At 58.9% G+C, this 24,836-nt stretch carries 20 protein-coding genes and 1 pseudogene; 2 read left to right on the top strand and 19 right to left on the bottom strand.

What is annotated here, in order from left to right:
* Positions 1 to 35: 35 nt before the first annotated feature.
* The 3 genes from NE850_RS09565 to NE850_RS09555 form a co-directional block, all read right to left on the bottom strand.
* Positions 36 to 875, bottom strand: a complete 840-nt coding sequence (locus NE850_RS09565; protein WP_405044816.1) for an intradiol ring-cleavage dioxygenase — start codon at positions 873 to 875, stop codon at positions 36 to 38.
* 228 nt (positions 876 to 1,103) lie between these two features.
* Positions 1,104 to 2,018, bottom strand: coding sequence for a LysR family transcriptional regulator (locus NE850_RS09560; protein ID WP_310698691.1), 915 nt, complete (start codon positions 2,016 to 2,018; stop codon positions 1,104 to 1,106).
* A gap of 188 nt (positions 2,019 to 2,206) precedes the next feature.
* Positions 2,207 to 3,400, bottom strand: coding sequence for a phytanoyl-CoA dioxygenase family protein (locus tag NE850_RS09555; RefSeq protein WP_310698690.1), 1,194 nt, complete (start codon positions 3,398 to 3,400; stop codon positions 2,207 to 2,209).
* 88 nt (positions 3,401 to 3,488) lie between these two features.
* Here NE850_RS09555 and NE850_RS09550 point away from each other — a divergent pair, with 88 nt between their 5' ends.
* Positions 3,489 to 4,529 carry a LacI family DNA-binding transcriptional regulator gene (locus NE850_RS09550; RefSeq protein ID WP_310698689.1) on the top strand — a complete coding sequence of 347 codons (1,041 nt, stop codon included), beginning with the start codon at positions 3,489 to 3,491 and terminating at the stop codon, positions 4,527 to 4,529.
* A 215-nt stretch (positions 4,530 to 4,744) separates the two neighbouring features.
* Here NE850_RS09550 and NE850_RS09545 read toward each other — a convergent pair whose 3' ends face one another.
* The gene (locus tag NE850_RS09545; protein WP_310698688.1) at positions 4,745 to 5,929 is read right to left on the bottom strand and encodes a porin; all 1,185 of its coding nucleotides are present in this window, start codon (positions 5,927 to 5,929) and stop codon (positions 4,745 to 4,747) included.
* Positions 5,930 to 6,849: 920 nt separating this feature from the next.
* Here NE850_RS09545 and NE850_RS39440 point away from each other — a divergent pair.
* Positions 6,850 to 7,210, top strand: a pseudogene (locus tag NE850_RS39440) (Tn3 family transposase); the annotation flags it as partial.
* Positions 7,211 to 8,958: 1,748 nt separating this feature from the next.
* On the opposite strand, the gene NE850_RS09530 reads toward NE850_RS39440, so the two are convergent.
* The 15 genes from NE850_RS09530 to NE850_RS09460 form a co-directional block, all read right to left on the bottom strand.
* Positions 8,959 to 10,224, bottom strand: a complete 1,266-nt coding sequence (locus tag NE850_RS09530; protein WP_310698686.1) for an MFS transporter — start codon at positions 10,222 to 10,224, stop codon at positions 8,959 to 8,961.
* 12 nt (positions 10,225 to 10,236) lie between these two features.
* Positions 10,237 to 11,232: a transporter gene (locus NE850_RS09525; RefSeq protein ID WP_310698685.1), complete on the bottom strand. Its 996-nt coding sequence runs from the start codon at positions 11,230 to 11,232 to the stop codon at positions 10,237 to 10,239.
* A 274-nt stretch (positions 11,233 to 11,506) separates the two neighbouring features.
* Positions 11,507 to 13,192 (bottom strand): CocE/NonD family hydrolase, encoded by a 1,686-nt coding sequence (locus NE850_RS09520; protein ID WP_310698684.1) that lies wholly within the window; start codon positions 13,190 to 13,192, stop codon positions 11,507 to 11,509.
* Positions 13,189 to 14,124, bottom strand: a complete 936-nt coding sequence (locus NE850_RS09515; protein ID WP_310698683.1) for an MBL fold metallo-hydrolase — start codon at positions 14,122 to 14,124, stop codon at positions 13,189 to 13,191. The genes NE850_RS09520 and NE850_RS09515 overlap by 4 nt, the downstream gene beginning before the upstream one ends.
* Positions 14,121 to 15,062 carry an alpha/beta hydrolase gene (locus NE850_RS09510; RefSeq protein ID WP_310698682.1) on the bottom strand — a complete coding sequence of 314 codons (942 nt, stop codon included), beginning with the start codon at positions 15,060 to 15,062 and terminating at the stop codon, positions 14,121 to 14,123. Before NE850_RS09510 ends, NE850_RS09515 begins: the two co-directional genes overlap by 4 nt.
* A 3-nt stretch (positions 15,063 to 15,065) precedes the next feature.
* A complete protein-coding gene (locus tag NE850_RS09505) occupies positions 15,066 to 16,169 on the bottom strand; it encodes an NAD(P)/FAD-dependent oxidoreductase (protein WP_310698681.1) in 1,104 nt (367 codons plus the stop codon).
* A gap of 40 nt (positions 16,170 to 16,209) precedes the next feature.
* A complete protein-coding gene (locus tag NE850_RS09500) occupies positions 16,210 to 17,187 on the bottom strand; it encodes a phosphotriesterase (RefSeq protein ID WP_310698680.1) in 978 nt (325 codons plus the stop codon).
* The gene (locus tag NE850_RS09495) at positions 17,184 to 18,248 is read right to left on the bottom strand and encodes a phosphotriesterase (RefSeq protein WP_310698679.1); all 1,065 of its coding nucleotides are present in this window, start codon (positions 18,246 to 18,248) and stop codon (positions 17,184 to 17,186) included. The genes NE850_RS09500 and NE850_RS09495 overlap by 4 nt, the downstream gene beginning before the upstream one ends.
* A 278-nt stretch (positions 18,249 to 18,526) precedes the next feature.
* The gene (locus NE850_RS09490) at positions 18,527 to 19,627 is read right to left on the bottom strand and encodes an FAD-dependent oxidoreductase (protein WP_310698678.1); all 1,101 of its coding nucleotides are present in this window, start codon (positions 19,625 to 19,627) and stop codon (positions 18,527 to 18,529) included.
* A gap of 35 nt (positions 19,628 to 19,662) precedes the next feature.
* A complete protein-coding gene (locus tag NE850_RS09485) occupies positions 19,663 to 19,869 on the bottom strand; it encodes a ferredoxin (protein WP_310698677.1) in 207 nt (68 codons plus the stop codon).
* Complete coding sequence (locus NE850_RS09480; RefSeq protein WP_310698676.1) at positions 19,866 to 21,041, bottom strand: cytochrome P450; 1,176 nt, start codon at positions 21,039 to 21,041, stop codon at positions 19,866 to 19,868. The genes NE850_RS09485 and NE850_RS09480 overlap by 4 nt, the downstream gene beginning before the upstream one ends.
* A gap of 95 nt (positions 21,042 to 21,136) precedes the next feature.
* A complete protein-coding gene (locus NE850_RS09475; protein ID WP_310698675.1) occupies positions 21,137 to 21,784 on the bottom strand; it encodes a TetR/AcrR family transcriptional regulator in 648 nt (215 codons plus the stop codon).
* Between the two features lie 323 nt (positions 21,785 to 22,107).
* Positions 22,108 to 22,752 (bottom strand): trimeric intracellular cation channel family protein, encoded by a 645-nt coding sequence (locus tag NE850_RS09470; protein ID WP_310698674.1) that lies wholly within the window; start codon positions 22,750 to 22,752, stop codon positions 22,108 to 22,110.
* Positions 22,749 to 24,017, bottom strand: coding sequence for a M20 family metallopeptidase (locus tag NE850_RS09465; protein ID WP_310698673.1), 1,269 nt, complete (start codon positions 24,015 to 24,017; stop codon positions 22,749 to 22,751). The genes NE850_RS09470 and NE850_RS09465 overlap by 4 nt, the downstream gene beginning before the upstream one ends.
* A 52-nt stretch (positions 24,018 to 24,069) precedes the next feature.
* On the bottom strand, positions 24,070 to 24,834 hold the full coding sequence (locus NE850_RS09460) for an SDR family oxidoreductase (protein ID WP_310698672.1): 765 nt from the start codon (positions 24,832 to 24,834) through the stop codon (positions 24,070 to 24,072).
* Positions 24,835 to 24,836 lie beyond the last annotated feature (2 nt).

Below are 24,836 nucleotides of genomic sequence, written 5' to 3'. Positions count from 1 at the left end.
AGCTTTCGTTTGGCGCGCTTGCGCGCGCCAAACGATTACGGGATTGCCCGCGTGGGCTTCGCGGACGTCGCGAGGGTGAAGTCCCACGACACGGACCAGAACGGGGATGAGAACCCGACGCGCTTACCGGCTTCCGCATCGTCAATCTTGTTGAATTCGGCGATCAGTTCACGCTTGACGCCGAAGACCGCGTCTTCGGGAAGGTACGGACAGTCGGGCGTAAAAATGTGAGTGATGATCGGATCGAAGCCAGGCGCGGTCACGATGAAGTGCAGATGAGCAGCCCGGTTAGGGTGTCGGCCTATTGCGGCGAGGAGCTTGCCGACCGGACCGTCCGAAGGAATCGGATAGTGACGCGGCTTGACGGACTTGAACCAGTAGCGACCTTCAGCATCCGACGTAAAAATGCCGCGAAGATTTGAGTCAGGCTGAATGCCTTTCTGCTGCACGTCGTAGAAGCCGTCGTCGTTGGTCTGCCACACCTCGAGCTTCGCGTCAGGAATCGGGTTTCCCTCGATATCGGCTACCCGACCTTCGACAACCATGGGCTCGCCCTTTCCATCCAGGCAGATGTTCGCGCCGTTCGGATACTCGGGTGCGTTGGCAACGTAGAAGGGACCCAGAATCGTGTTCGGTGTAGCACCGCTCGGACGACGATGATTGATTGCATCAACGAGCATCGAGACGCCCAGGACGTCCGAGAGCAGGATGTATTCTTGCCGCCAGTCCGTGCACATTTGACCCGTCTCGGTCAGGAGGCGAATGGCGGTGAACCACTCTTCATGCGTCGGCTCAATTTCCTTGACCGCAGCATGAAGATGCTTGACCAGAACCGACATCACCTGACGCAGGCGAGCGTCGGCATCTTCGCTCATACGCGCATTAACGACTTCGGCCGAGCGCGCTTCATCGAAATACGGCGACTGGGATGGCGAAACAGAGGGTGCGGCATGTTGCACGGAGCGTCTCCTTCAATATTTTCGTACAGCTTTAAGCGAGTCTATATTCCTTAAAGTCGGCAAAACAGAGCTAAAGAGGGAATCTCTTTCGCGAAAAATGGGAAAGCGGGAGAGGCATGCGGGATTGCCCCGCCCGCAGCGCCGTCACGCGGTCCAGTGCCGCTCGTACTCGTTCTGCTGAAACCGCTCGACGAGTGCATCGATGAACAGGCGAACCTTTGCCGGCATATGGGCCCGGGTCTGGAATGCAATGTTCATCGTAAGCCGGGGCAGATCCCAGTCATCCAGCACCGGAACAAGGCGGCCGGCCTTGAGGTCGTCGTATACGATGTACTTGGGCTGCACGAGAATGCCCATGCCTTCAAGCGCAGCGACCCTGAGTATCTGGCCGTCGTTCGATTCAAGAAGGGGCTTGACCTTGACGAGAACCGACTCACCCGTGCGATGAAAGGCAAGCTCGCGCGGATTGTCTGCGAGCGCGTAGTTCAACACCTTATGCTTGACCAGTTCTGCCGGAAAGCGCGGCAAACCGTTTGCTTCGATATACGAATGAGCTGCGGAGAGTATTCGCCGGGTCGCGGCCAGCCTCCTTACCGTTATGTTGCTGTCCGCCTCAAGGACCTTGGTACGGATTGCGACGTCAATGCCATTCTCGATGATGTCGTGGTAACGATTGCACGCCACAACATCCACCGTGATGTCCGGATAACGCGCCGTAAATTCCGGAAGCATAGGTGCAATGTGCAGCATGCAGAACGAAAGCGATGCAGTGACGCGAAGTACGCCACTCGGTCGCACCGTCGCATCCTTGATGACCGACTCAGCTTCGCTGAGGTCCGCAAGGATGGACTTGCATCGTCGATGGAACTCTGCCCCAGCCTGGGTAAGATAGAGATTGCGCGTCGTCCTGCGCACGAGCTGGACGGCAAGCCGGGTCTCCAGCGAGATCAGGTAGCGGCTTGCCGCGGATATGGAAAGGTCTACAGCCTCCGCAGCCCGGCTGATACTGCCCGTCTCGGCAACCTCAACGAATAACTGTAGTTCCTTGAACTGGTCCATCTTCCTGTACCACCGTACTTTTCCCCCAGGTTCCGTCGCACAGCAGCACAGGTGCGCGATTTTCGGGAACTTCGCCGGCCGCCTGTTTGTCATGGGCTGGTAATAATACGGCACCCGGTCTATCGCTGATGGACAAAAACAAATCAAAAAACCATCAATTTGAACGTCCACCCGGATCCGGTGCGAATTTACGTCATGCGGCTTCGCGAGGCCTGATCGTTCAACGCCTGTATGAATCTGGCGGGCTCCCAATCCTCGTCGAGTGCGCGTTGCATGAGTTCCTGCTGGCTTTCTGGCGCCAATCCGCCGACCGGCGGGTTGCGGTCGAGGTCGGTAGGAAACGGGTATCCCTCAGCACAGGACGCAATTGCCGCGGCGGCTTCGGCGTCACTTATTCGCCCCATTGCCCGGCGCTCGCGCAATACCGGATAAACCGCCTCGCACATTCTTCTACGGTCGAGCACTTCCATCGCCCGGCCATATGCCGACGAGATCTGCAGGAGATTCGCCATGCGCTGAACGTCAGTGGTGCGATTGGCACCCGCCGCATGAAACAACGCGGGATTAAAGAACACGACATCGCCCTTTGAGAGCGGCAACTGGACGAAGTGCTCCTCGAAGTATTCCCGGAAATCTGCACGCCGCCATGCCACGTATCCCTCGGCATACCGCTGTGAATACGGCAGGAGTTTTGTTGGTCCGCTTTCGACCGGCATATCGGTGTGCGCCACCGCCCCTTGCAGGGTAAGAAAGGCGGACATCCTGTGCACGTGCACCGGGTAGCGTTCAGCTTCGCCGACCGTCTGGAAACCGAGGTGGTAGTCGCGATGTACCTTTTGTGCATCGCCGCCGGGGCGAACCACATTGACCTGCGATGTCATCTGGTAACACGGGCCAAGCCAGGCCTCCGACACTGCCCGAAGCATCAGATTCGAGAAATACTCCGCGAATACGGCCGGCGCTCGAAGGCAAAGCTTTTCCTGGGCATTCCAGATGCGATCGTTTGTGTCCGCCGCTGCAAAATGGTCCGCTCCGCTTGAGCCTTGTTCCCGCTCGCTGCGAATGATAGCGGCGAAGACAGCTGTGGCGTCATCGATAGGTCGTATATCAGCGAATGCCTGCTGGAGCAGCAGCACTCCGGCACCATCCCGAAGGACGCACGCCCATTCCGCCTGCAACTGCGCGCGACCGGATGCATCGCGTGCGACGTCATCGAGCTGTTGACAGTCGTACACGGGAATTCCCTGCCTGATCTCCGCCGCATAACGCGTGGGACAGTCGTCGCCCGCGTTCAGCTGAGCCACGAATTCATTCAAGGAGCAATCACGTTCGCTATACCACTGCTGCCCCCTTTTCGCGAGGCATCCTTGACTCTGTTTCATAGGCCCTCCCTTGTGAATCAAGCATAGGCCCCAGAACTGATATGCGGGTATCATAAAAACATCAAAAATACATCAAGGAGATGCAGGCATGGCACACCGCTTTCTTATCAAGGAGATAGCGCTTCAGGCCGGGCTCGGAGTGGCAACGGTCGACCGTGTGCTCAACGAACGCGCCCACGTTCGTGAGCACACGCGCAAGCGCGTCGAGCAAGCCATCAAGGAACTCGAAAAGCAGGAACTGCAGTTGGCGACCATAGGGCGAAAGCTCATGGTCGACGTGGTCGTAGAAGCCCCCGCACGCTTTGCCGACGAGATCAAGGACGCGCTTGAAACAGAACTTCCGGGGATGCACCCGGTAGTCATTCGTCCGCGCTTCCTGATGCGGGAAACGATGACAACGGCCCAGGTAATCGAGACTCTTCAGTCGATTGGACGTCGAGGAAGCCACGGGATTTTCCTGAAGGCGCGCGATGTTCCCGAGATTGCCGAAGCAATAGGCGACCTGCAGCGTCGCGGCATTCCGGTCATCACGATCTTCACCGATATCCCATTGTCGGGACGCGTTGCATACGCGGGGCTGGACAATCGGGTCGCCGGCGCCACCGCCGCATATCTTGTTGCGCAGTGGCTAGGTCCAGGTCCTGGCAACATCCTGATAACGATGAGCGATGAACGGTTCAGGGGCGAGGAGGAACGCGAAATAAGCTTTCGACGCGCGTTGAGAACCCGCTATCCCCAGCTTACGTTGATTGATGCCAGTGGCGGCCACGGCCTTGACACGCCTACCGAAAAGCGAGTCCTCAATGTTCTCGCCACAGATACCAGAATCGCCGCGGTCTACTCGATGGGAGGCGGGAATATCGCCATTCTTCGAGCGCTCGAAGCGCAACAACGGTCTCCGGTGTGTTTTATCGGACACGACCTGGACAGGGACAACGTGCGCCTACTGCGCGAGGGTAAGGTTCAGGCGATTCTGCATCACGAACTACGTCAGGACATGCGCTCAGCATGTCAACACGTCATGCACTTTCATAAGCTCCTGCCAGCGTCCGCCGTATCGCCGTCTTCATCGGTAGTCGTCGTGACACCCGAGAACATTCCGGAGCACATAGCGAGCCGGTTTCGTTGATAGCGATGTTGACGGATCCAGTGTCCGAAACGAGCCGGGATCGGGTTGCGACTGGCCGCCTCTTGTTGGCTCCACAGTCTCGCGGTTGAACCTCACTTGCAAATCGTCTGGCGCGAAGTCAGCCTTGGTCGGGCGGGCACGGTTAGATGAACTGGAAAAAGTGCGCCCGCGCCAAACGTTCGAGATACAAACTGTCCCGAACCCTTCCGCTCCTCCTAGAACTGATGGGCGATACCCGCGATTACGCCAAACTGGCTCTTGCCGTAGTTCGGATTTGTGCTGGACGCGGCGCTGCTTATCGGGTCGTTATTAGTGTTTGCGCCATACAGCCCGCTGTCTAGCCCGAGATTGGATGTCGAACTATTCCGGACGTAACCGAGCTCGGTATACAGGAGCGTTCGCTTCGACAGTGAATAGTTCGTGCCCAGTGTGTATAGCGTCGCGTTGCCATTGCCGTGATTGGCGTTTGCGTGATAGACCGCACCGGTGATCGAAAGCGCTGGCGTGGTCTGCCAGATGGCGCCAATCCATTCGTGATTTACTGCCGTCGGCAGCGATGTGCCTGACGGCAACGTTGTCGGAGTGGCCGTACCAAAGTATCCTGCGTTGGACGCGTTGGGTGCGCTGAGGTGCTGATAGCCAATATACGCAATCACGGGACCGAACGCGTAGGTCGCACCCGTAAGGATGGAGCGCGAGGCCAGGTACACATTGCTGAACTGGCCGTTGGGGTCGCGGACCTCATCATATGTCGCCTGCCAGTAAAGACCGCCGGTCTGATACGACAGCTTGATGCCGTCCGACCTCCCCTGAGCACTACCCAGACCGCTCGATGAGCCCAACTGGCCCGGCGCGCTTCCTGGATTTCCAGAGTTCCATTTCGTCGAATTCGTCAGGTCGTATTGCCCCTGCAGCGTAAATCCGCCGATCATCGGTGACAGATACTCTACTCCGTTGCCGGCCTGCGAGAAGATCCGGCCGCGCACCAGCGTGCCAATCGCATACTTCTTCGTCTGCTGCGGGTCGACGTCGCCCGAATATTGGCTGATTTCGGCCGAGCCCATGTTGCCAAACTTCAGTTGACCCCATGTGTCGTTGTGCAAGCCTACAGTCGCCTGCCCCTCGAAGAAGCTGCCGTTGGCTAGGCTACCGTTCTGTGTGTTGAGTCGAGACTCAAGATGGAAAATAGCCTGTGTACCGCCGCCGATATCTTCGGCGCCTTTGAGACCGAATCGCGACTGGGCCCATCCTCCGCTCTGTGCGCCGAACACGTGCCCCTTCGGCATGCCAGTCTCATATTGAAGCCCGTTGTCTACGATGCCATACAACGTGACGTTGCTTTGCGCACTTGCAGACGCCGTCGCCGTCATTGCGAACAGCCCAAACAGAACCTTCCTCATCACATCTCCTCTATTTATATAGTACTACTATATTAATCACCAAACTGGCGAAGATCCGATAGTGTCGACTTGATATTTACGGCAGCGCGTGATGTTCTGTAATGCAAAAAACTAGGCCGGTGCCTGTCATCGATCGCGCGGAAATCGCGTTTTCTACATCTGTTTAAGAAGGGTCCGTATCGTTGCCGCGTTCATCGCATCCGGAGCTTGGTTCGGAATGCGGAGCGTAAATCACTTGCAGGGAGACGACGCGCTCTTGCGGACTCGGTCAGAGCACCTCGGGCATGCCGACTGCCCGGCGCCTTCGAGTCTGCTTGCTTGTTGCAGGCGCTCGTAGTCCGACGATAGCTGACCAAAACGGCTGCTCACTGCATCCTCTGAGTGCGTTTCATCGAAATACGATGGGATCTCGAAGCAGGGGTTGCTTGCGGCATGACGCGTCTCCGTCGTTGTTCTCGTGTAACTTTGGCCCGAGTGTATATTCGTCAACGATGGAGACACAGAGCCGAATGGGGAATCTCTTTCGCGGAAATCGGGAAAATCGAAGCGCTGCCAAGCGATACAGGTATCTAACCGCAAGTCACGGTCCCTAACGTCGCCAGCCGGCGACCCGGAGACAGGATCAAAATCAGGTGCTGCCCACGCGTATCTCTGCTGCCCGATTCTTCATCGAACGGCTGTCAACAAAGACTTCTTTTTACGCCCGATCCCCGCTGGTCATCTGCAGCGAGATCAAAGGGTTGCCCGCTTGCCTAACGCTCCGAGAAAGCTTCTTTATACGCGCGCGATGGTTGGCAGTGTTAGGGCACCGCAGTGACCACTGGTCACCATAGCGCGTCGAGCGGCATACGCATAGCCGAATTAGGTCCGCGCGAATTACGCCGCAATGCGCAACCAACCTGCGAGGCGGGAAGTCATGTACTGAGAACGGCATCCTGCACAAGCTCAGCGCGTATCCGCGGCAGAACTGCCTCTCTGCCGGCCTGCGCGAACTCGGTCGCATCGAGCGCTGTTCAAGCTGAAGTGGCTTCAGGATCCGGCGTTGCGCCGCCACACGTCTGCCGGACTTAACAAGGGCAAGGCCTGCAACTCGCTGGCGCGAGCGGTCTTAGATTGCCGCTTGACGACAACTGTGGAAGATCGACAAAGCCTGATCCCGCACGTCGCGCCGCCGGCGGCTGGAATCATATCGACCTGATGGGAGACAACGTGTGGCACGCGAACAAACGTGTCGCCAAGCGGCGATTTCCGGCGGTTGCGCACCGCCATCGACAAAGGTGAGACCTTGGCGAAAAAGTCCGTTTATTGACGGCACCCCCGCTCGGGCCCTATCGGGATTGTCGAGATGGACTACCGCGTGGGCGCGATTACTCCACTCTTAGCCGACAGGTCGCGAAGCGGGAGAACCTCGGTCTGGTTGACTGCCGGAAAAGTGCTGCAGACCGCCGAGTCCGCAAGGCTGTCGTTACCGACCCGGGCAAAGCGATGACTGCTCATATCGATGAGGCGCGCGAGGGGATCGGACGTTCGATTTTCGCTGAATGGGACGAACAGGACGTTGAGAACCTGGCGCGGCTCACGCAAGTTTGCTGACGACCTTACAGGTGACGCTTCGAGTGATCCCGCAAAAGTCCAGTGACCGGTCGGCTCAAAATCACCAGGCCTCTGCGCCCGCAAGTTATTTGCGTATCGGCAGGACACCGCGCGAGCGCTATGAGGGTTGCCGGTTACCGCGGCACCGCTCGAGAGCCACGGTCGAACCTCCAATACCGCGTCTTAGCAAGACATGCAGAGCAGGATTAGAATCGGCTTTCTGGCGTATCCCCTATCGGCGCGAGCACATCAACGGGCTTGGCGACTACCTGCAGGATCCGCAGCACTCATTCCCTCGCTGGATCCAGTCATAGATTTCTTTGTTAAATCAGTGACGTAGTTCGAGATGTGGCGGATTTTCCACGAATCCCGGCCATGTCTCTTATTGCCGCCACGCTGTCGAGCGACGCTTTCCGCTTCTCTTCAGCGTTCGCGATGAAGTGGGACAGTTCGCGCTCCGTGCCTGAATCCTTGGCGCCCGGCTTCCATGTCGCGACTCCCTGCCGCCGACGCATGGTCCGAGCAAGTGCGGTAAGACGGCGACAACGCGCTGACCCCGGTCCAATAAGCGCCGGTGGCGCCGACCACGGTTGCCAAGACTCACACATCTGCACCGGGAGATTGAGGCTTCGTCCATAGTGGTGGGATATTCGCCGGCCCTGCGAAACAGCTACCGAAGGCCGCACCGTGTCTCGCATAACCTCGGCGCTGCCGTTCTTCGCGAGTTCGGTTTTCCACGCATGGACTATCCGATAAACTGCGCATCCTGCGCACGGCTCGCCAGATAGACACTGGTTTCCCCGATCCGATGACGGAATCAGTAAAGAAAGTACCATCAAATCTAAGTTTTATACATGGACCCATCGCCTTCCGCACAATTAACCTTGCCGAGCAATGTTCGATACATTTTTCGCCAGTGTCGATATCGAGCACGCAGTAAATACAATCAATCAAAGGGAGCCAGACTGAACAGCGAAACTACTCTAGGCCGTCAGCTTGCCTTGCTGGGACCCGCCTTCGATCCGACAGACAATAACCCGACGGCCCGCCCCGAGCCGACTCTCTCGCCGTAAGATCGCGGCAGATCCGGGCGTATCGGCGCGCTTTCTCATGCCACTTCATGGCATTTCCGTTAGTTGTACGTAGGTCGTATGTTTCTATAAAAGCACCTAAATTCTGGTGCGAATATAAACGGAGATTCCGCATGAAAAGGTTTGTCAGTCTCGCATCCGGTGCAGTCTTGTCCTGCGCGTCCATCGCCCCCGTGTTCGCGCAGTCGTCGGTCACACTCTACGGCGTGCTCGACAATGGCTTCGTCTAGGATCGCACGCAGTGCCACCGAAAACGCAGGCAAATCCTGTACTAGAGGCAATGTACCAGCGCCAGGTCGACGGCCCTAGCCTAATGATGATCTCCACATTACGGCGTGACCCAGTTCAACGAGAACGTCGCCCCTCTTCAGGCCATACTTCTTCGCGGCAATCTCCGGCCGGCGCGGAAAGCTCATCGACACTTTTCATTAGGCCGGCACGAATGTCTCCTGTTTGCGCAACAGCCCTGCGCGTCAGGTTGAACAACAACAATTGAATTGCGACCAAAGCAATGGCGGCGTAGCCAATCGCATTGAAGCCGATGAACTTGACCAGCGTTCCGGCAAGGAATGGAGCGATGGCGGCACCCACCATGAGCATGGCCGGAGTTGCCGCTACTGCCCGCCCGGTAGCATCTAGTCGCGCAAGCAGGCCAAAAGCATAGGTGTGCGTGAACAAAATAGTGAATGCCATCAGCGCACCTGAGGCGGCAAACATCGGATAACTCCAGGTATGCGTCACGATCATGGCGCACACAGCCTGCATGATTGGCCCGATTGAAATAACTGTTGTTGCCTTGATGCGCTTTTCAAGCAAACCAGCCAACGGCGCCGGCACTAGAGCGACGATGCCATAAATTACGAGCGCCAACGTTACCATCTCCCGGCCAAAGCCTCGCGCCATACCGATTCGCTCGTAAAAACTGAGTGTCATCGCTTGGGTCATCGCGAGCAACGCGATTCCGACGATCGAATACCAGACCGCCCAGGAAAGCGGCTGCACTCGCACGGAAGATCGGTGGCGATCCTCCGCGATCTCACGGCTTGGACGCGGGAAAAACAACAGTCCCATCACAGCCGCAAGCCCCATGGTTCCGGCGAAGACAATAAATAAAGTCGCCCCTCCAAACTTAGTTAGAACCTCTGGAGTAGCGCCAAAAAAAACGATGCCGAATATGCCAATAGCCAGTCCCGCCCATGCGAACACCCGATGAGGATTGAGCGCACGCCCGATCGTACCGTGCGTCGAACTCAACGCGGCTCCCACGGCCAAGCCGCCGGCGAAGTGCAACGGTGCCAGCGCGGCCATGGTCGACTGTCCGAAGCACAGCGCGAAGGCCAACGCCGCTGCAGCAAAGCCAATCACCGCAGTCCACTTTGCGTTCACACGGTTAAAGTGGGCCGCAAAAAACATGCTGGACAACGATGCACCAATCAGAAACAGTGTCGGCAGCGTTCCTGCCTGTTGGGGATTGAAGCGATAGTGCGCGACCAGTGTGCCTACCCATAACGGCAACGCAACCAGATCCAACATGCCTGCGCAGTGCGACACCATCAGGGTCACCATTCCGCGAGCACTCTCGATTCTTGGTAAGTCCTGTACCTTCTGCATGGTCATCTCCGGTCAGAACGCATGAATCCAGCGCAGGTTCACGTGAGTGCCGGAGTACGTATTGCGCTCCACCACCGGGAAATAAAGGTTCGCAAACACGAAGTTCTTGCGATCGATCGTCCACTCGGCACCGGGACCCAGCGACAGGTTCGTCGTACGGGCCGCGGCCTGGCTTGCGCCGTTGACACGGTCATCGGTGATCTGGCGGAACCAGAAGCCGTTCAAGCCGACATCGAGGTTCGGCAATATCTTGTAAGACGCCGCAAAGTTGGCCCACACCGCCTGGCCGGCCTGGAAGTTCACCATGCCCGGGACTTGAAACGGATTGTTGATGCCAGGATTGGTATTCTTCATGTTGTATAGATAGTGCATCCGTACCGACACTTCCGTCTTCGACGTCGGCAAAACCGTCACCGACCAGTGCGGGTTCAACGACCAGAAGCCCGAACTCGGATTAACCAGATTGTTCGGATCATAGGCACCGGTCGGCGCGATCACGTCAAACTCGAAACGCTGCACGAAGACCGGACGACCGTTGCTGATTACAGGTGCCATCTGCAAAAACGGGCCGAACGTAATGTCGCCGAAACCCGAACGCGCAGTCAGCGTCGGCGCATAAGGATTGAACTCAGTCGAGTGTGCGTTCAACGACGTCACCGGCAGCAGCGCCGTGAAGCCGAGTGCGCCCCCCAGTATGGGAACCGGCGACGTATAGACGATCTGTGGCACCCACACGAACGCATTGAGCTGCGCATCCTTGAATGCGGGATTCTGTGCGCCGCTGTTCGTGTAAAACTCGGTGTTGTGCTTGTACTGCAAGAGCTGGATTGTCGTCCAGCCTGGTTCCATACTGCCGAACGCATCATTAAACGTCGTCGCGCCGAGATCGATGCCCGCCGGCTGGTATGTCGATGCTTGCCCCAAGCATGACATCGCAGCCAATGTCGCTCCAATAACGACCTGCACGGATCGCTGCATCCTGCTTTGATAACCACGTCTCTCTTTCATTTCGTCTCCTTTATGTAGTAGTACTATTTACGTGATATATATCTGCACCTTAAAACACCTTCGGATATTCCTCATATCGGAAACTTCGGGGCGCGGCGATGGGAGCCATCGTCATGCGCAGCGTCGTCCATCGCGATCCGATCCCAGGTTCCACCTCACCGAATGTCAGGCGGGTGCGCTGAAGACGGTGAGGACTATTCCAATTGCGATCCGGTTGGCTATGAGGGCGGCAGCCTGTTGGAAAAATCTGGATACCTTGCCGATATACCTTCGCTCATTTCGGGTATGACGCAAACGGCAATATGAGACGCGAAAGATGCGTTGAATCTCTATAAATAGTGTGAGTCACCGCTCGTCCAACCGGCAGGTGAAATGCGTCAGGAGGCAACAGGGAATTGTGCTCATCCACCAGCGGCTCGTTGCACATAAGTTCGACGACCAGCTTGTGGCCGGCCTTGAATTCATTCGCGAAGGGGTAGAGCCGCACGACGTATTCGTTGATCACGCCAGGCTCGACAGGCACACTGCGGGTGTGCGGATGATACGGATCGCCGTCGCTGGATCGTTCGTCGAGTTCGCGATGCGAAGCCTTGAGGAAGCCTGTCGTGACAAGTTGGCGCTTGCCGGTCGGCGCTTCGTCCCACACGCGCAGGATCAAATTTGTGTCGTCCTGGTCAATGGCAATGTGGAGATGCGCAGCGCCCACGCCGTGAACCGACGTTGCGGCCGGGAACGGTTCGGTGGACCAGGTCAGCTTCTCGACCTTGTCGACGATGGTCAGCGGTGCCTGATAGAAGCCTTCGGGATGCGCATGATCGACACCCAAGGGCTCGGGCTCGAACGCCAGTTTGCCACGGGTACGCAAGTACAGCGCCTTGTATTTGACTGGCGTGACAGGCCAATGGTCAGCGGCCATCCATTGACGGCTGCCTTCGACATGCACCTTCACCGCCGGCTCGTCCATGATCCCGTTGTCGATGCCCTTTAGCCAGTAGTCGTACCAGCGGAACATCGTGTCATGCTCATCCACCCAGGGACGCGTCTGCATCGGCGGATATGGCCCGATGTCCAGCTTCTTCGGCCCTTTCAGCACAGCGAAGATCTCGATCGTTCCGTCTACGGTCCAGCCGCGCCCCTGATTGATCTGCAAATAGACAGGGATGTCGATGTTTTTAGCTAGATTGATCGGGTTCCGCTCTTCGTACCATTCGCCATCGAGATGATTCATGACGATGTCGAACCAGGACTCGTGGTGAATTGGATAGTTCAGCAGGTGTACGAGGTTGGGCCAGGCGGCCACGTCCGGGTCGGCGAGTCGCTCTGCCACGAGTCGTTTGATTTCCTCCTCGGAGTAGGTCTCCAGCATGCGAGATTTGTGACGATGCGTGAAGGCCCAGCCCGAGTCGCCGCCACGGCCCTCTCGTGCAGCACGTGGCATGAACCACATGACACCGCCGTGATAGGTTGTCTCATAGAAATCAAAATGCCCGCCACTGACGAAAATCGCCTTGAGATGCGGGGGCCGCTCAGCCGCGGCAAAAATCTGCATGGAGCCGAAATACGAGATGCCGATCATGCCCACAACGCCGTTGCACCAGGGTTGCGCAGCGACCCACTCGATGAAATCGTAGGCGTCCTTTCCCAGCGGAACGCCACCGGCGTTGTAGTTCCCGATGTGCTCCCCCTCTGAACCGCCGGAGCCACGTACGTCACCGATCACGTGAACGTAGCCCTCCTTCACCACACGCGCAATGTCACCGGCCTCGATGCATCCGTCCCACAACGGAGAGGGACGTCGCTGGGGAGGAATGGTGAGCGCAAGCGCCTGTAATTCCTTACCGTAAGGGCTTAGCGCGACGAGTGCAGGGCGCGGCATATCGCCTTCGGCATGGTAGGCGTCTGCAGCCAGGTGAATGCCGTCGCGCATCGGCACACGCAGGTCTTTGTGTACAACCATCATGAGCGGTAGCCCTTATGAAAGTATCCGTGCATAGTGGTAAAAAACGGTGAGGGTTCCACTGTTGGGTCGCCGTCGTAGCGCAAGTGCTGCGCGATACAACAAAAGGGCGAACAGGAAGCCTTGGCAACAGCCTTGCCGTCGAGGCCGAATTGTCCGGTGGCGGCACGCACCCTCGCCTCAATGTCGAGGCTTTCCTGGATCTTGGCTGCCGCCTGTTCGCGAGGCAGCATCACGCCCTGTGATTCAGCACCCTGGCTGCGATAGGGATGACCGAGAAACAGGCGGTTTGGCTTGACGTAGTCGCGAAGGTGCAGCAGGCTGGCACGGTATGCATCTGGATCTGCATAACTCGGAAATCCGTTGGCTGCACCGTGGATCTGCACGGCGTCGCCTACGAAGACATCACGCTGACCTTCCACCACATAGGCCACCGAGCCAGCCGTGTGACCCGGCACGGAATGCACCGTGATCGTCACATCCGGCCCAAGCGACAACTGGTCGCCATGACGGACCACCTGGTGCGGCTCCATTTCCCCGGAGATAGCGGCCGCACAGGCCGCCGTCAGCTTGGCCTCTCCTTCCGGGTCGTTGATATAGCGGCCACGGGCGGCCAGATACTCTTCGACATGAGTGCGGCGCGATCGCAGGAACGGCGCATCGGCCTCATGGATGACCACTTTGGCTTTCCGGCCCGTCAGCTCCCATAAGGCATGTGCACCGCCGAGGTGATCGATATGCCCGTGGGTCAGAAGAATCCAGCGCACGTCTTCAATGCGCCGACCTAGTTGCTTCAGGGCTGGTGCAATGCCACCCGCTGGCGATGAGGCGATGCCAGTGTCAACAATCGCCGGTTCGCTTCCGTCGATGAAGAAACTGTAGAGGCCGAATCGCCCCCACTGCGAAAACAATGGGTGGATATCGACAGCACTCATCGCTTTGTATTCCTGATGAAGTCAGCGGTTTCGGCGAACACGCCCTGGAATTCCGGTAGCCAGGAGAAATGTTGGACAAAGCCATGCCCGGCCGATTCGTAGCGGTGAATCGTGGCCGGAATGCCTGCTTGCTGCAGATTTGCACCATACAACTCCCCTTCGTCACGAAGGGGATCGCATTCCGCCGTGACAATGAGTGCCGGCGGCAATCCGGAAAGATCCGGTCTCTTGATGGGCGACACTCGAGGATCAGCAGGGTTCGCACCGCTATCGACGTAGAACGTGTTGAATGGCTTCAACATCGCCGTTTCCAGACCATTGCCGACGGCGTTGGTCTTCATCGACGCGTAGCGCTCGGCATCGAAGTCGAGATCAAGCGACGGGTAGTAGAGCACCTGGTGCGTGATGCATCTCAGTCCCGCATCGACCGCCATCGCGGCGACCGCAGCCGCGAAGTTCCCGCCTGAGCTGTCACCTGCCACTGCCAGGGTTTGACCGTCCCAGCCAATCCAGTTGCCCGGACTGCGGCCATTCTTTTCTATCCACTGAACCACGGCGTAGCAGTCGCTCAGGCCAGCAGGGAAGACGTGTTCGGGAGCCAGCCGGTAACCGACCGAAACAACAACGCATTGCGTGGCACTGGCCAGTGCACGCGCAACATGATCGTGCGTGTTGAGACTGCCAAGAAAGAACGCGCCACCGTGGAAATAGACCAGCACCGGATGGATATCGGCTGCCGTCGGCTTGTAGACGCGCACGGGAACCTCGCCGACAGGCGTCGACAAGGACTGGTCGAATACCGAATGCACGGGCGGCCGTTTTTCCAATGGAGGAACGCGGCTCTCGTCCGCCGCTCGCATGGCCTCCGGGTTGAGCGGTCCTGGCGGCGGAGGCGGTAGGGATGCGATGAACTCAGCGACCACAGGATGCAGTGCCATGGTTTAGCTCCTCGCGGCGATTTCGCCCTGATGCTGGTTGGGAAAGACACTCTGGACTTCGTCTTCGCTCCAGCCTTGGCGCGACAGGCGTTGCAGCTCATCGGTTACCGGTTTGCGGCTGGCCTGATATTGCGCCAGTGCTTCGGGAATCGAATCGGCCTCGCGGAGTTTCTCGACAAGCGCACCGGCATCAAGAACCGCCGAGTTCGCACCTTGGCCCTGATGGTGCAGCATCGCGTGAGACGCATCGCCAATCAGCACCACCGAGTTGGAATGCCAGTCGGGAACCGGGTCGATGTCATATACGGCGCGCAGGTTCACTTTGCTCATGTCGAGCCCCTCTGCGATTGCCACCAGTCGCGCATCGAAGTCTGCCACGACCTTCATCAGCTGTTCCCTGCTGACGGCGGGCGCCGGCGTGGAGTCGGTCGCAAGACAGGTGACATCAAACGAAACCTCATTGCGATGGTGCAGCGGCAACAGGTAAATCTTGGTGCCGTGCCCCACGAACATGCGAAGGTTGCCGTCGGCCACCAGACCGAAGGTGTCTGCCGCCGGGATGACGGCGCGATACGCGTGTTCGCCGGCAAATACCGGGGGCTTCTCGCTGAACAGATGCTTGCGCACTTGCGAGCGGATGCCGTCGGCACCGACGATCAGATCGGCATTTACCTTCACGCCGTTTTCGAAGATTGCCGTGGCGCCGTCGCCGTTGTCGATGATCCGGCTGAGACGGTGGTTCAGCTTCACCATGCCTGCGGGAAGCGTGCTCAGCAACGTCTCGATGAAGTCGCCCCGGTGCACGAAATGCGTGCTGGCACCAAAGACCTGCTTTTCGGGCCACTCCTCCATGGCGATCCGCTGACCGTGAGCGGTCAGAATCTCGAAGTAGTCGCTTGGCGAGGTCACGGCGGCGATACGGTCGAAGATGCCGAGCTTGCGGAACTGGTCCATCGTGGACGGACGTAGTCCAATCCCGGCCCCCACCTCGTTGATCTCTTGCGCCTGCTCATAAACCGTGACCGTTGCGCCCAACTGGCTCAGCGCCAGCGCCGCGGTCGCACCCGCGTAACCGGCGCCGATCACGGCGATATTCAGTTCCTTCAAAGTGCCGGGTGTCATGTTTGTCTCTCTGGTCCACTACTTTTCAATGATGGGAAATAGGCGTCAAGGTCAGAAACTCGGCCGCGTTATGAACAAACAGCTGATCGATGACCGAGTCATCGATACCCTCTGTGTGCAGATCAGGGATGAGTTGCTCGAACAGATAGTTCACCGTGTGGCCTTTCACGCCAGGCCAACCCAACGGCGAGCAATTGGCATCCGCCGATGCGAGGACCTGTTTCGTCAAGCCACTTCTCAGGAACCTCAGAAAGTGGTGGAGACGCTCCTGACGGTGGCGGCCCCAGAATGGCGGATCGGGCAGTTCGAGGTCGTAACCGAAGGTATCGAAGCCAATCCGCGCTCCCGCGTCCAGGAGGGCCTTCTCATTGATCAAACCCTGGCTTACACCATCATCGGCATGCCCGAACAAGACCCGGTGGCAGGGCAGTCCCTCCTCCGCGAAGATGTTCAGTGCCGGCGCGGAGTCGACCGCGAGGTGGGTAAAAATCGGTGCGCCGGTGATTCTGGAAGCCCGTGCTGCGGCGCGATAGATGCGCAGGTCGAGCTCCTTCATCTTGAAGCCGCGACTCACCCCAACCTTGATGATCCCGGCCTTGGCACCGGTGCCGCCAATTCCGACCTCAATTTCATGGACGAACTGGTCGGTCAGATACTCGACGCTCGCCCGCTCGAAGAACGGCAATGCCGTGTCGCCACCGACAAAGCCCGTGCTGGCGACGATGTGCACACTCGTCTTGTCCGACAGAGACTTGTAGTAGTCGATGTCGCGACCGTTGCAGATGCCCGTGGCTTCCACGAAGGTGGCCGCACCCCAGGGTTTTGTGTTCTCGTGAAACTGCCGCAGCTTGGGTACCGTTTCTTCGTAGCGCTGCTCAGGCGTCTTCCACCATTTGCTGTCGAGTTCGCAACCCGGCATGCCATAGCCAATGTGCTCATGGATTGCGACAAACCCAAGCTCCGAAGCCGAAATGGTGCCCAGTACCGTATTCACTCGTTTCATTTGACTTCCCCATTTACGCTCAGCAATTGCGCGGTGTTCGTAATCAGCATTTGTGCAATGTGCGCCCGGGATACCCCCGCTGCCTGGAGCATGGGCACGAACTTCGTCAGCACGTCGCTGTAGGGAATATCGTTACCAGGCTCGCCAAATGCCACCCCCGTGGCACTAGCGGAGAGAAGGATGCGAGCGGCAAAGCCTTCTTCGATCAATCTGTATATCAAACTGACCCGTTCGACATCGCTGAGATAAAGTGGGTCATTCGAGCCGATGTGATCGATGCTCAGCCGGACACCGGCCCGCGCAACTGCCATGGGCCAGCCCTTGACAACGGCGTCACGACGATCCATTCCGCCCATAACAAGGCGTTCCGGCTCCAGCACCTCGTCGATGGCTAGCTGCATTTCCGCCAGAGCGTCGGCGCCGCTACGGATGAATACAGGCACGCCATAAGTCGAGCCGGCGCGCGCAGCGCCTCGCACGAGGTTGCCATCGGTCGGCGTCATGCCACTTTGGGTGACCGCCGTCACCACCATGCCAGCCGGCGCACGACGTTCCTTTCGAGGAACCACCATCCCCTCATTGACTTCTTTGCCGAACAACTCGGCAAACTTGCTTGCTGGCCACGGGGTGGGAGGATTGGTCTGTGGCGTCAGAAAATATCCACCGAGCATGGACTCCGGCCCCTGCCCGGTGGAAGCGACGATATGAACGCCGGTGGCACGTGACAGCGATTCGTACAGGCGCAGGTCGCGCCCTTCGAACATGCCCGTCGCATCGACGATGGTGCCCCCGCCGGCCGCCTTGAACGTGCTCAGCTTGGCCGCCAGGAGGTCAAAGACTTCAGCACGATCCATCTTGATGTCATAGGCGTACTGCGCCCCCGGCAACACATACATCAGCGATTCGCTGACCAGCGTGATCCCAAGCAGCCTTGCGTCGACCGGGCCGAGCACCGTATTGACTAGTGTTGCATTGACACCTTCGTAATTGGGCGGGTCAAGGATCAGGGAAGTGAACGGTGGCAACGGTTCAAGCGCACCTTGGCTGTGTTTAACGCACATGTTCGCCTCCTATAAGCGATGGGGCGCGATGCACGTTATCAGCAGTAAAAACGGTCATCTCACTCAAAACAAACTCTCCAGTCTAATAAACATAATGTTCTTTGAATCTGCCTTCTGTTAGGTTTCCCAAAATAATCTCCTCTTCTTCGGTCGCCCCAGTAGTTAAGGCATCTGATATTTCATTTAGACATACTTAATATTTATGATCATCAGCTTTAAGCTATAAACGGTCACGCGGTCACGCGGTCACGCGGTCACGCGGTCACGCGGTCACGCGGTCACGCGGTCACGCGGCGCAGCTTCGGGATCGGAACGCGATAGTCAAGTGCGACGGCAGTCGCTGTGCCGTCCGGTTGCCGCCAGCGAAGCACTCCCCGCTCGCCGGTGCCTTCCACGATTTCTGCCTCGCCAACAACCGGTGTTGGCCCAATGGCTTTTAGAGAAATACCGAAAGCCTCTGTCCAGAAGTACTGCTGGAATGTGAGTTCCGGAGCATCCAGCCTGAGGAGCGCGGCGGCGGCCACTTTCGCTTGATCGATGGCGCTCGTCCATAGCGGAACACGTGCGACGCGCCCCGCGTGCGGAAATGCGGCGACATCTCCTGCGGCTGCGATGTTTGGGCGAACCAGGCCACGCCGGTCCACCACGAGCGCGCCGCCAGCGAGTAACCCGCTGGCGACGAGCCACTCGACATTGGGGGCGTCGCCGATAGCAGAGACAATCACCTGCGTTTCGATTACCGTGCCGTCGCCAAGCGCCACCACGGGTGAACCGTCGCGCATCACGACCTCCGCGGAGTCAGTCGTGACGATCTTGAGGCCCTGCGCGAGAGCAGCATCGTGGAACCGCGCCGCCAGCAACGCACCAAGATGGTCAGCGAGCGGCAGTCCTTTCGCAACGAGTGTCGTTGCACATCCAGCCCCGATAGCGCCGGATGCGATCTCCATGCCGAGCGGGCCACCGCCAACCACCACGACCGAAGGCCTTGACGCGAGTCGCGCCCGCAGCGCCAACGCGTCGGCGAGTGTGCGAACGGTGTATTCGTCGCTATTACCACCAGGACTCAGGCGTCTGGCACGCGTGCCGGTGGCGATAACCAGCGCGTCATACGGCACCTCGTCGCCATCCGCGAGCCGCACGCGCTGCCGATCGACATCGACGCCAACGGCGGCGATGCCGCGTCGTTCGATTGCCCCGTGCGTCGCTTCCGGCAACAGGTGCGAGGTCAGATCATCCTCGTCGCGCAGCATGGCCTTGGACAGGGCGGGACGGCTGTATGGCGCGACCGGTTCGTCACCGATCACCGTGATTCGGCCATCGAATCCTTCGGCGCGAAGCGTGTCGCAAGCGGTTAAACCCGCGATGCCACTGCCGACCACTACGATATCGCGTGGGGAATCTCGAAGGACACTCATTAAGTCGCCCCATCATCGACGAGTTTGAGCGCCGCTACCGGGCAGACGCGCGCCGCAGCCTGGGCGGTCGCCAGTGTCGCATCGCTGATCTCGTTCACATCGATAGCGGCATAGCCTTCGTCGTCGATGTGAAGAAGCTGCGCGGCCACCTCTTCGCACAGACCGTGACCTTCGCAACGAGGGCGATCAAGAATCAGTTTGATCATATGGCCTCCAACTCCAGCACGGGAACGGTGTCGAACGACAGCGTGACATTGCTCGGCACGCGTGCGACATCGCCGATGCGGAACGATTTGATTTGAGTCGCAAGCGCCTCGATGATTGCTGCACCCTCCATGCGGGCAAGTCCTTGGCCGGCGCAGCCGTGCGGGCCATAGCCAAAGGAGAGGTGGTCGATCGGGTTGCGCGTCACGTCGAAGACTTCCGGATTCTTGTAATGGCGCGGGTCGTGGTTGCCTGCGCCCAGAATAATCGCAATGCGCGAGCCACCCGGAATCTTCACGCCCGCGATTTCCACGTCTTGCGTCGCAACGCGACTCCACACATGGACGGGAGAGTAGTAGCGCAGCACCTCGTTGAACGCCGAGGGAATCAGCGAGAGATCGTCACGAACCTTAGCAAACTCTTCGGGAAAGCGCCCGAATAGCGCGACGGTGTTGCCGATCGCGGCAAGTGTTGTGTCAAGGCCAGCGCCGAGATATTGGTGGATGATGTGGCGCGCGGCGCCTTCAGGAACGATCCCTTTTCTTTCTGCCTCGAAGACACCCCAGCCGACAGAGCCGGGGGTGAGCGCGTCCTGGGTGATCTGCGAGCAGTAGCGGTAGAGTTCGCCCGCGATGGGAAAATTCTCTTCCGTGCGCCGATTCATCGGCCCGACGACTTCCATCGCGGCCTGCCCCCAACGGAGCATATTCGCCCTGGCCTCACCCTGGAAGCCCACGAGGTCGGCGACGACCCCGATGGGAAAGCGCCGGGCGATGTCGTCTATCGCGTCGAAGGACGGTTGCTTAACCAGGCGGGCCACAAGTGCCTGCGCATTGGCCTTGATCTGCTCCCCCAGACCACGCAGCGCCCGTGGTGTGAGGTTCTCGGAAAGCGCGGCGCGCAACTGGGTATGCTCCGGCGGGTCGGACGCAAGCGAAGTTCCCTGCAAAGCCTGGTTTACGCCGTCGTTGAAGCCGATTCCCTGAGCGGAAGAAAATCGCGTCGGGTCGGCCAGCGCGTCCTTGTTCACCTCGTAGCCGGTAAGGGCAAAGAGTTTCGAGTGCGTGAGATAGACGACTTCGCCGAGTTCGCGCAATGCCCGATAAGTTGGGTAGGGATCGACGAGAACATCGTCGGCCCAGAGGTCGATGCCGGATTGGGGGACGGTAGTCACAGGCCATGTTCCGCGTTGTTGATCATGGCCTGAATTATCAATTTCGCTTTACATGATGTAAAGCCAATGGATACCTTGATAGGGTAATCCCTGAGTCACTCTGTGCCGAGCAATTTCCACCACAATTCGGTCAGCACCTCGAGCGCCGGTTCGGTCGTCAGATCGAGATCGCCGCGCATCCAGGAAAGCGCGGTCTGGTCGAGGGCGACATAGGCCAATTCACCACGATAATGCCGCGTGCCCGGCTCGTAGCGGTCGGCCGCATCAAGACCTTCGCGGATGTCTGCCACCACCTCTTCAATCCAGCCGCGAAGCAGCGCACGCATATCAGCATCGACCGCGGAAGCCTCGGTTGCCGCCAGCACATAAGGTTTGATTGTCGGCCAGCGCGCAGCCTGGTCGCGCAGCCAACCACCCAGCTGTTCGCGTGAGCCTTCGCGTACCACCGCCACCAGCAAACTGGCCGTGGAGTTGCCACCGGGTTCGTCACGCCGCTCAAGGATGCCGTTGAGTTGGTGAATCAAGGCACGCATCAATTCGCGGCGCGACTCGAAGTGGGAGTAGAAGGTGACGCGCGTGGTGTTAGCGGCGGCGGCAATGTCATCGACTGTCGTGCCCACGTAGCCGCGCGAAACAAACAGTTCGAGCGCCGTTGAAAGGATGCGCTGCCGGGTCGCTTCCTTCTGGACTTCTCTTTGGTTTTTGGGTTGCGTTGTCATGGCGGCAACGATACCGCCGATCATTGTTGTTCGACAACCCTGCCTTACCGATCACAGGAACATCCAAGAGAATCACCTGTGGGCCGACGTAAGCCCAAATCGGGAAAATGTCGGTTGGGCGACCCCGCACGACCTGCTCAGACTGCATTGAAGGGATACGGTCGAAAAGTCATACTAGCGGACGTTCAAACGGCCCTTGTGCCTCCGGGAGGCGCCTTTGCAAAGGCCTCCCCTTTTAGTCGATGACCGCCCATTCAAGGCTCTCCGTGCCAGCTAGCCACTACAGTCCCTTGAAGGCGCGCTGGTATATGTCGCGCTTTAGCCTGGAGCAAAATGATGCGGCATGCCTATTCGTCGTCACGAAGCGAGCTGGCGCGCGTCGCACGAAACGCTGGGAGACGCCAGCCAAAACGAAGTGAAGCGAGGCGAATGGCCACGCATAGGAAGGTGGCGAACCATGGCGTCCACCACTGCGTCCAGTGCGCGTACGAGAACAGAATCTGCGCGCCCGCACCGGTAAGCGCGGCAGTGGCATAGATCTCGCGATCCAGGATGGCCGGTAGACGCGAAAGCACGACATCGCGCATAACACCGCCACCGACCGCAGTCACGATACCCATCAACACGGCTAGCTCCGCACCGTGCCCAAAGCTCAATGCCTTTTGTGCACCCGCTACTGCGAAGAGACCGAGTCCGATCGCATCGAAGAAAAGGACGGGTTGTCGCAGACGGCGTACCGGCGCATACGCGAAGATTGCGACCGCGGACGCGAGCACCGAAGCCGCAAGGTAGCGCCAGTTCGAAAGCCCTGCCGGTGGAATTGCGCCGATACAGACGTCGCGCACGATTCCGCCACCGCACGCCACCATAAAGGCGATGGACAAGATGCCGAACAGATCGAGCCGCTTTTGGCGAGCAGCGACGGCTCCGCTGATTGCAAATGCGAATGTTCCGATTAGATCGAGGGCAAAAGAGACTGCGTGCGAATTCACGCCGATTCATCTCGCGGTTCGAGCCACGCCAAAGCCGCGCATAGCATCGCCTCCAGCCCCGTACGCAGCGTGGGGTCGAGCACTGGCGCGAACTTCGGCGAATGATTGCTGGGAATTTCGTTGAGCTTTTTTTCGTCCACTGCCTTTCTGAAGGTATCCGGATCGGTCCCACCTATGAACCAGAACGCATACGGCACGCCCCATTCACGCCCGAACACGCTGAAATCCTCGCTTGCCGCTGCCGGCGGGGTTTCGTAGGCGCGCTCGCCAAATTGCGCTTCGAACGCTGCGCGCACGCGATCGCTCCTCTCTGCGTCGTTAATCGTCAGCGGATAACTTGAGAGCGTCGTAAATTCGGGCTCACGCGGCGCGTTGGAGGCTGCGCATTCCGCACAGCAGATGCGACGGATCGCACCCAGCATGTACTCGCGCACGTCTTCGTCGAAGGTGCGCATGTTGAGCTTGAGCGTCGCGTCGTCGGGGATGATGTTTTCTTTCGTGCCTGCCTGCAGCGCGCCGATCGTCAGCACGGCGCTGTCGCGTGGCGAGATTTCGCGCGATACGATCGTCTGCAGACGAAGCGTCGTCGAAGCCGCCATGATGACGGGATCAATTGAGGTCTGCGGCTGCGAGCCGTGCGACCCGCGCCCAAACAGCTTAACCTTCAGACTGTCGCCCGCCGAGAGGATCGTACCGCTCCGATAACCGACCGTACCCGCCTCGCCGACCATGACATGCTGGCCGAGGATCACATCGGGCTTCGGGAAGCGCTCAGCCATACCGTCGTCGATCATGCTGCGGGCACCGCGCGCAACTTCCTCGCCTGGCTGAAACACCGCCATCAGCGTCCCGCGCCAGGCATCCCGATGGACGGCCATCAGGTGCGCCACACCCATCAGCCAGGTCACGTGCATGTCGTGCCCGCACGAGTGCGCGACGCCCACTTCGATGCCATCTTCGTCCTTTGCCCTCACCGTACTCGCGTACGGCAACCCGGTCGCCTCCGCCATCGGCAGCGCATCCATGTCGGCGCGCAGCATCACGGTCGGGCCGCCGCCGTTGCGCAGCATCGCCACGACCCCTGTTTCACCGATGTTGCGCGTCACGTCATAGCCGAGCTTTTCCACATAGTCGGCGGCAATGCTCGCGGTGCGTACCTCCTGCATTGACAGTTCGGGATGTTGGTGCAAATCCTTGTAGATCGCTTCGAGTTCGGGCAAAAGGCCTTCGATTGTGTGCGTCGCCGATTTAATCAATGTCGACATGATCGACCTCCCTGATGGTTCGATTGCGGCGATTGATATCGCTCGCCCAAATTTACGACGCCTTCTGCATGTCGTTATCAATGGGCAGCATCTGGCCCGAGATCGACTTTCCCGAATCCGACGCGAGAAAGACCGCCAATGCCGCGATATCCTTCGGATCGACGAAGCGTTGCAAGGACTGGATTGACATTGCATCGTACCGCTCCTCGTGCACGGAGCGGCCACTTACCTGCGCGCGTCCGGCCAGCACTCTCTCGATACGATCGCCCGCCACGGCGCCCGGGAGGATTGCGTTGACGCGCACGCCGAATTCGCCGAGGTCACGCGAGAGCGTCTTCGTCAACCCGATCAAGCCCCACTTACTGACGGAGTACGCACTCCGATTCGGATAACCAAAACGCCCGGCAACCGATGACATCATGATGATCGATCCTGCCTGCGATCGCTTGAGATGCGCAATGGCGAGACGGCTGACGTTGAAGTTACCGTTCAGGTTGATCTGCATGACAGCTTCCCAGGCGTCAGGATCGTAGTCTTCAACCGACGCCGTCGGGCCAGAAATTCCTGCATTGTTCACCAGCACATCGAGCCCGCCCATCGCCCGGATTGCGTGCGGGACGACGCGTTCGATATCGGCGCGGCTGCCCATGTCACAAACGGCAGTTTCGATGGTCGGAGATTCGGCGGCGAGCGTGGACAATCCATTCGCATCGACGTCGATCACGAAGACTTTCGCACCGCTGTTTGTAAAGCCGCGGACGATTTCTCGCCCGATACCCGAGGCGCCCGCGGTCACGAGAACTTTCTGCTTGTCCATGT

Origin of the sequence: Paraburkholderia sp. USG1 (assembly GCF_031570135.1) — a bacterium.
In the GTDB taxonomy this organism is placed as follows: domain Bacteria; phylum Pseudomonadota; class Gammaproteobacteria; order Burkholderiales; family Burkholderiaceae; genus Paraburkholderia; species Paraburkholderia dioscoreae.
This window is presented reverse-complemented; position numbering and strand designations above follow the sequence as displayed.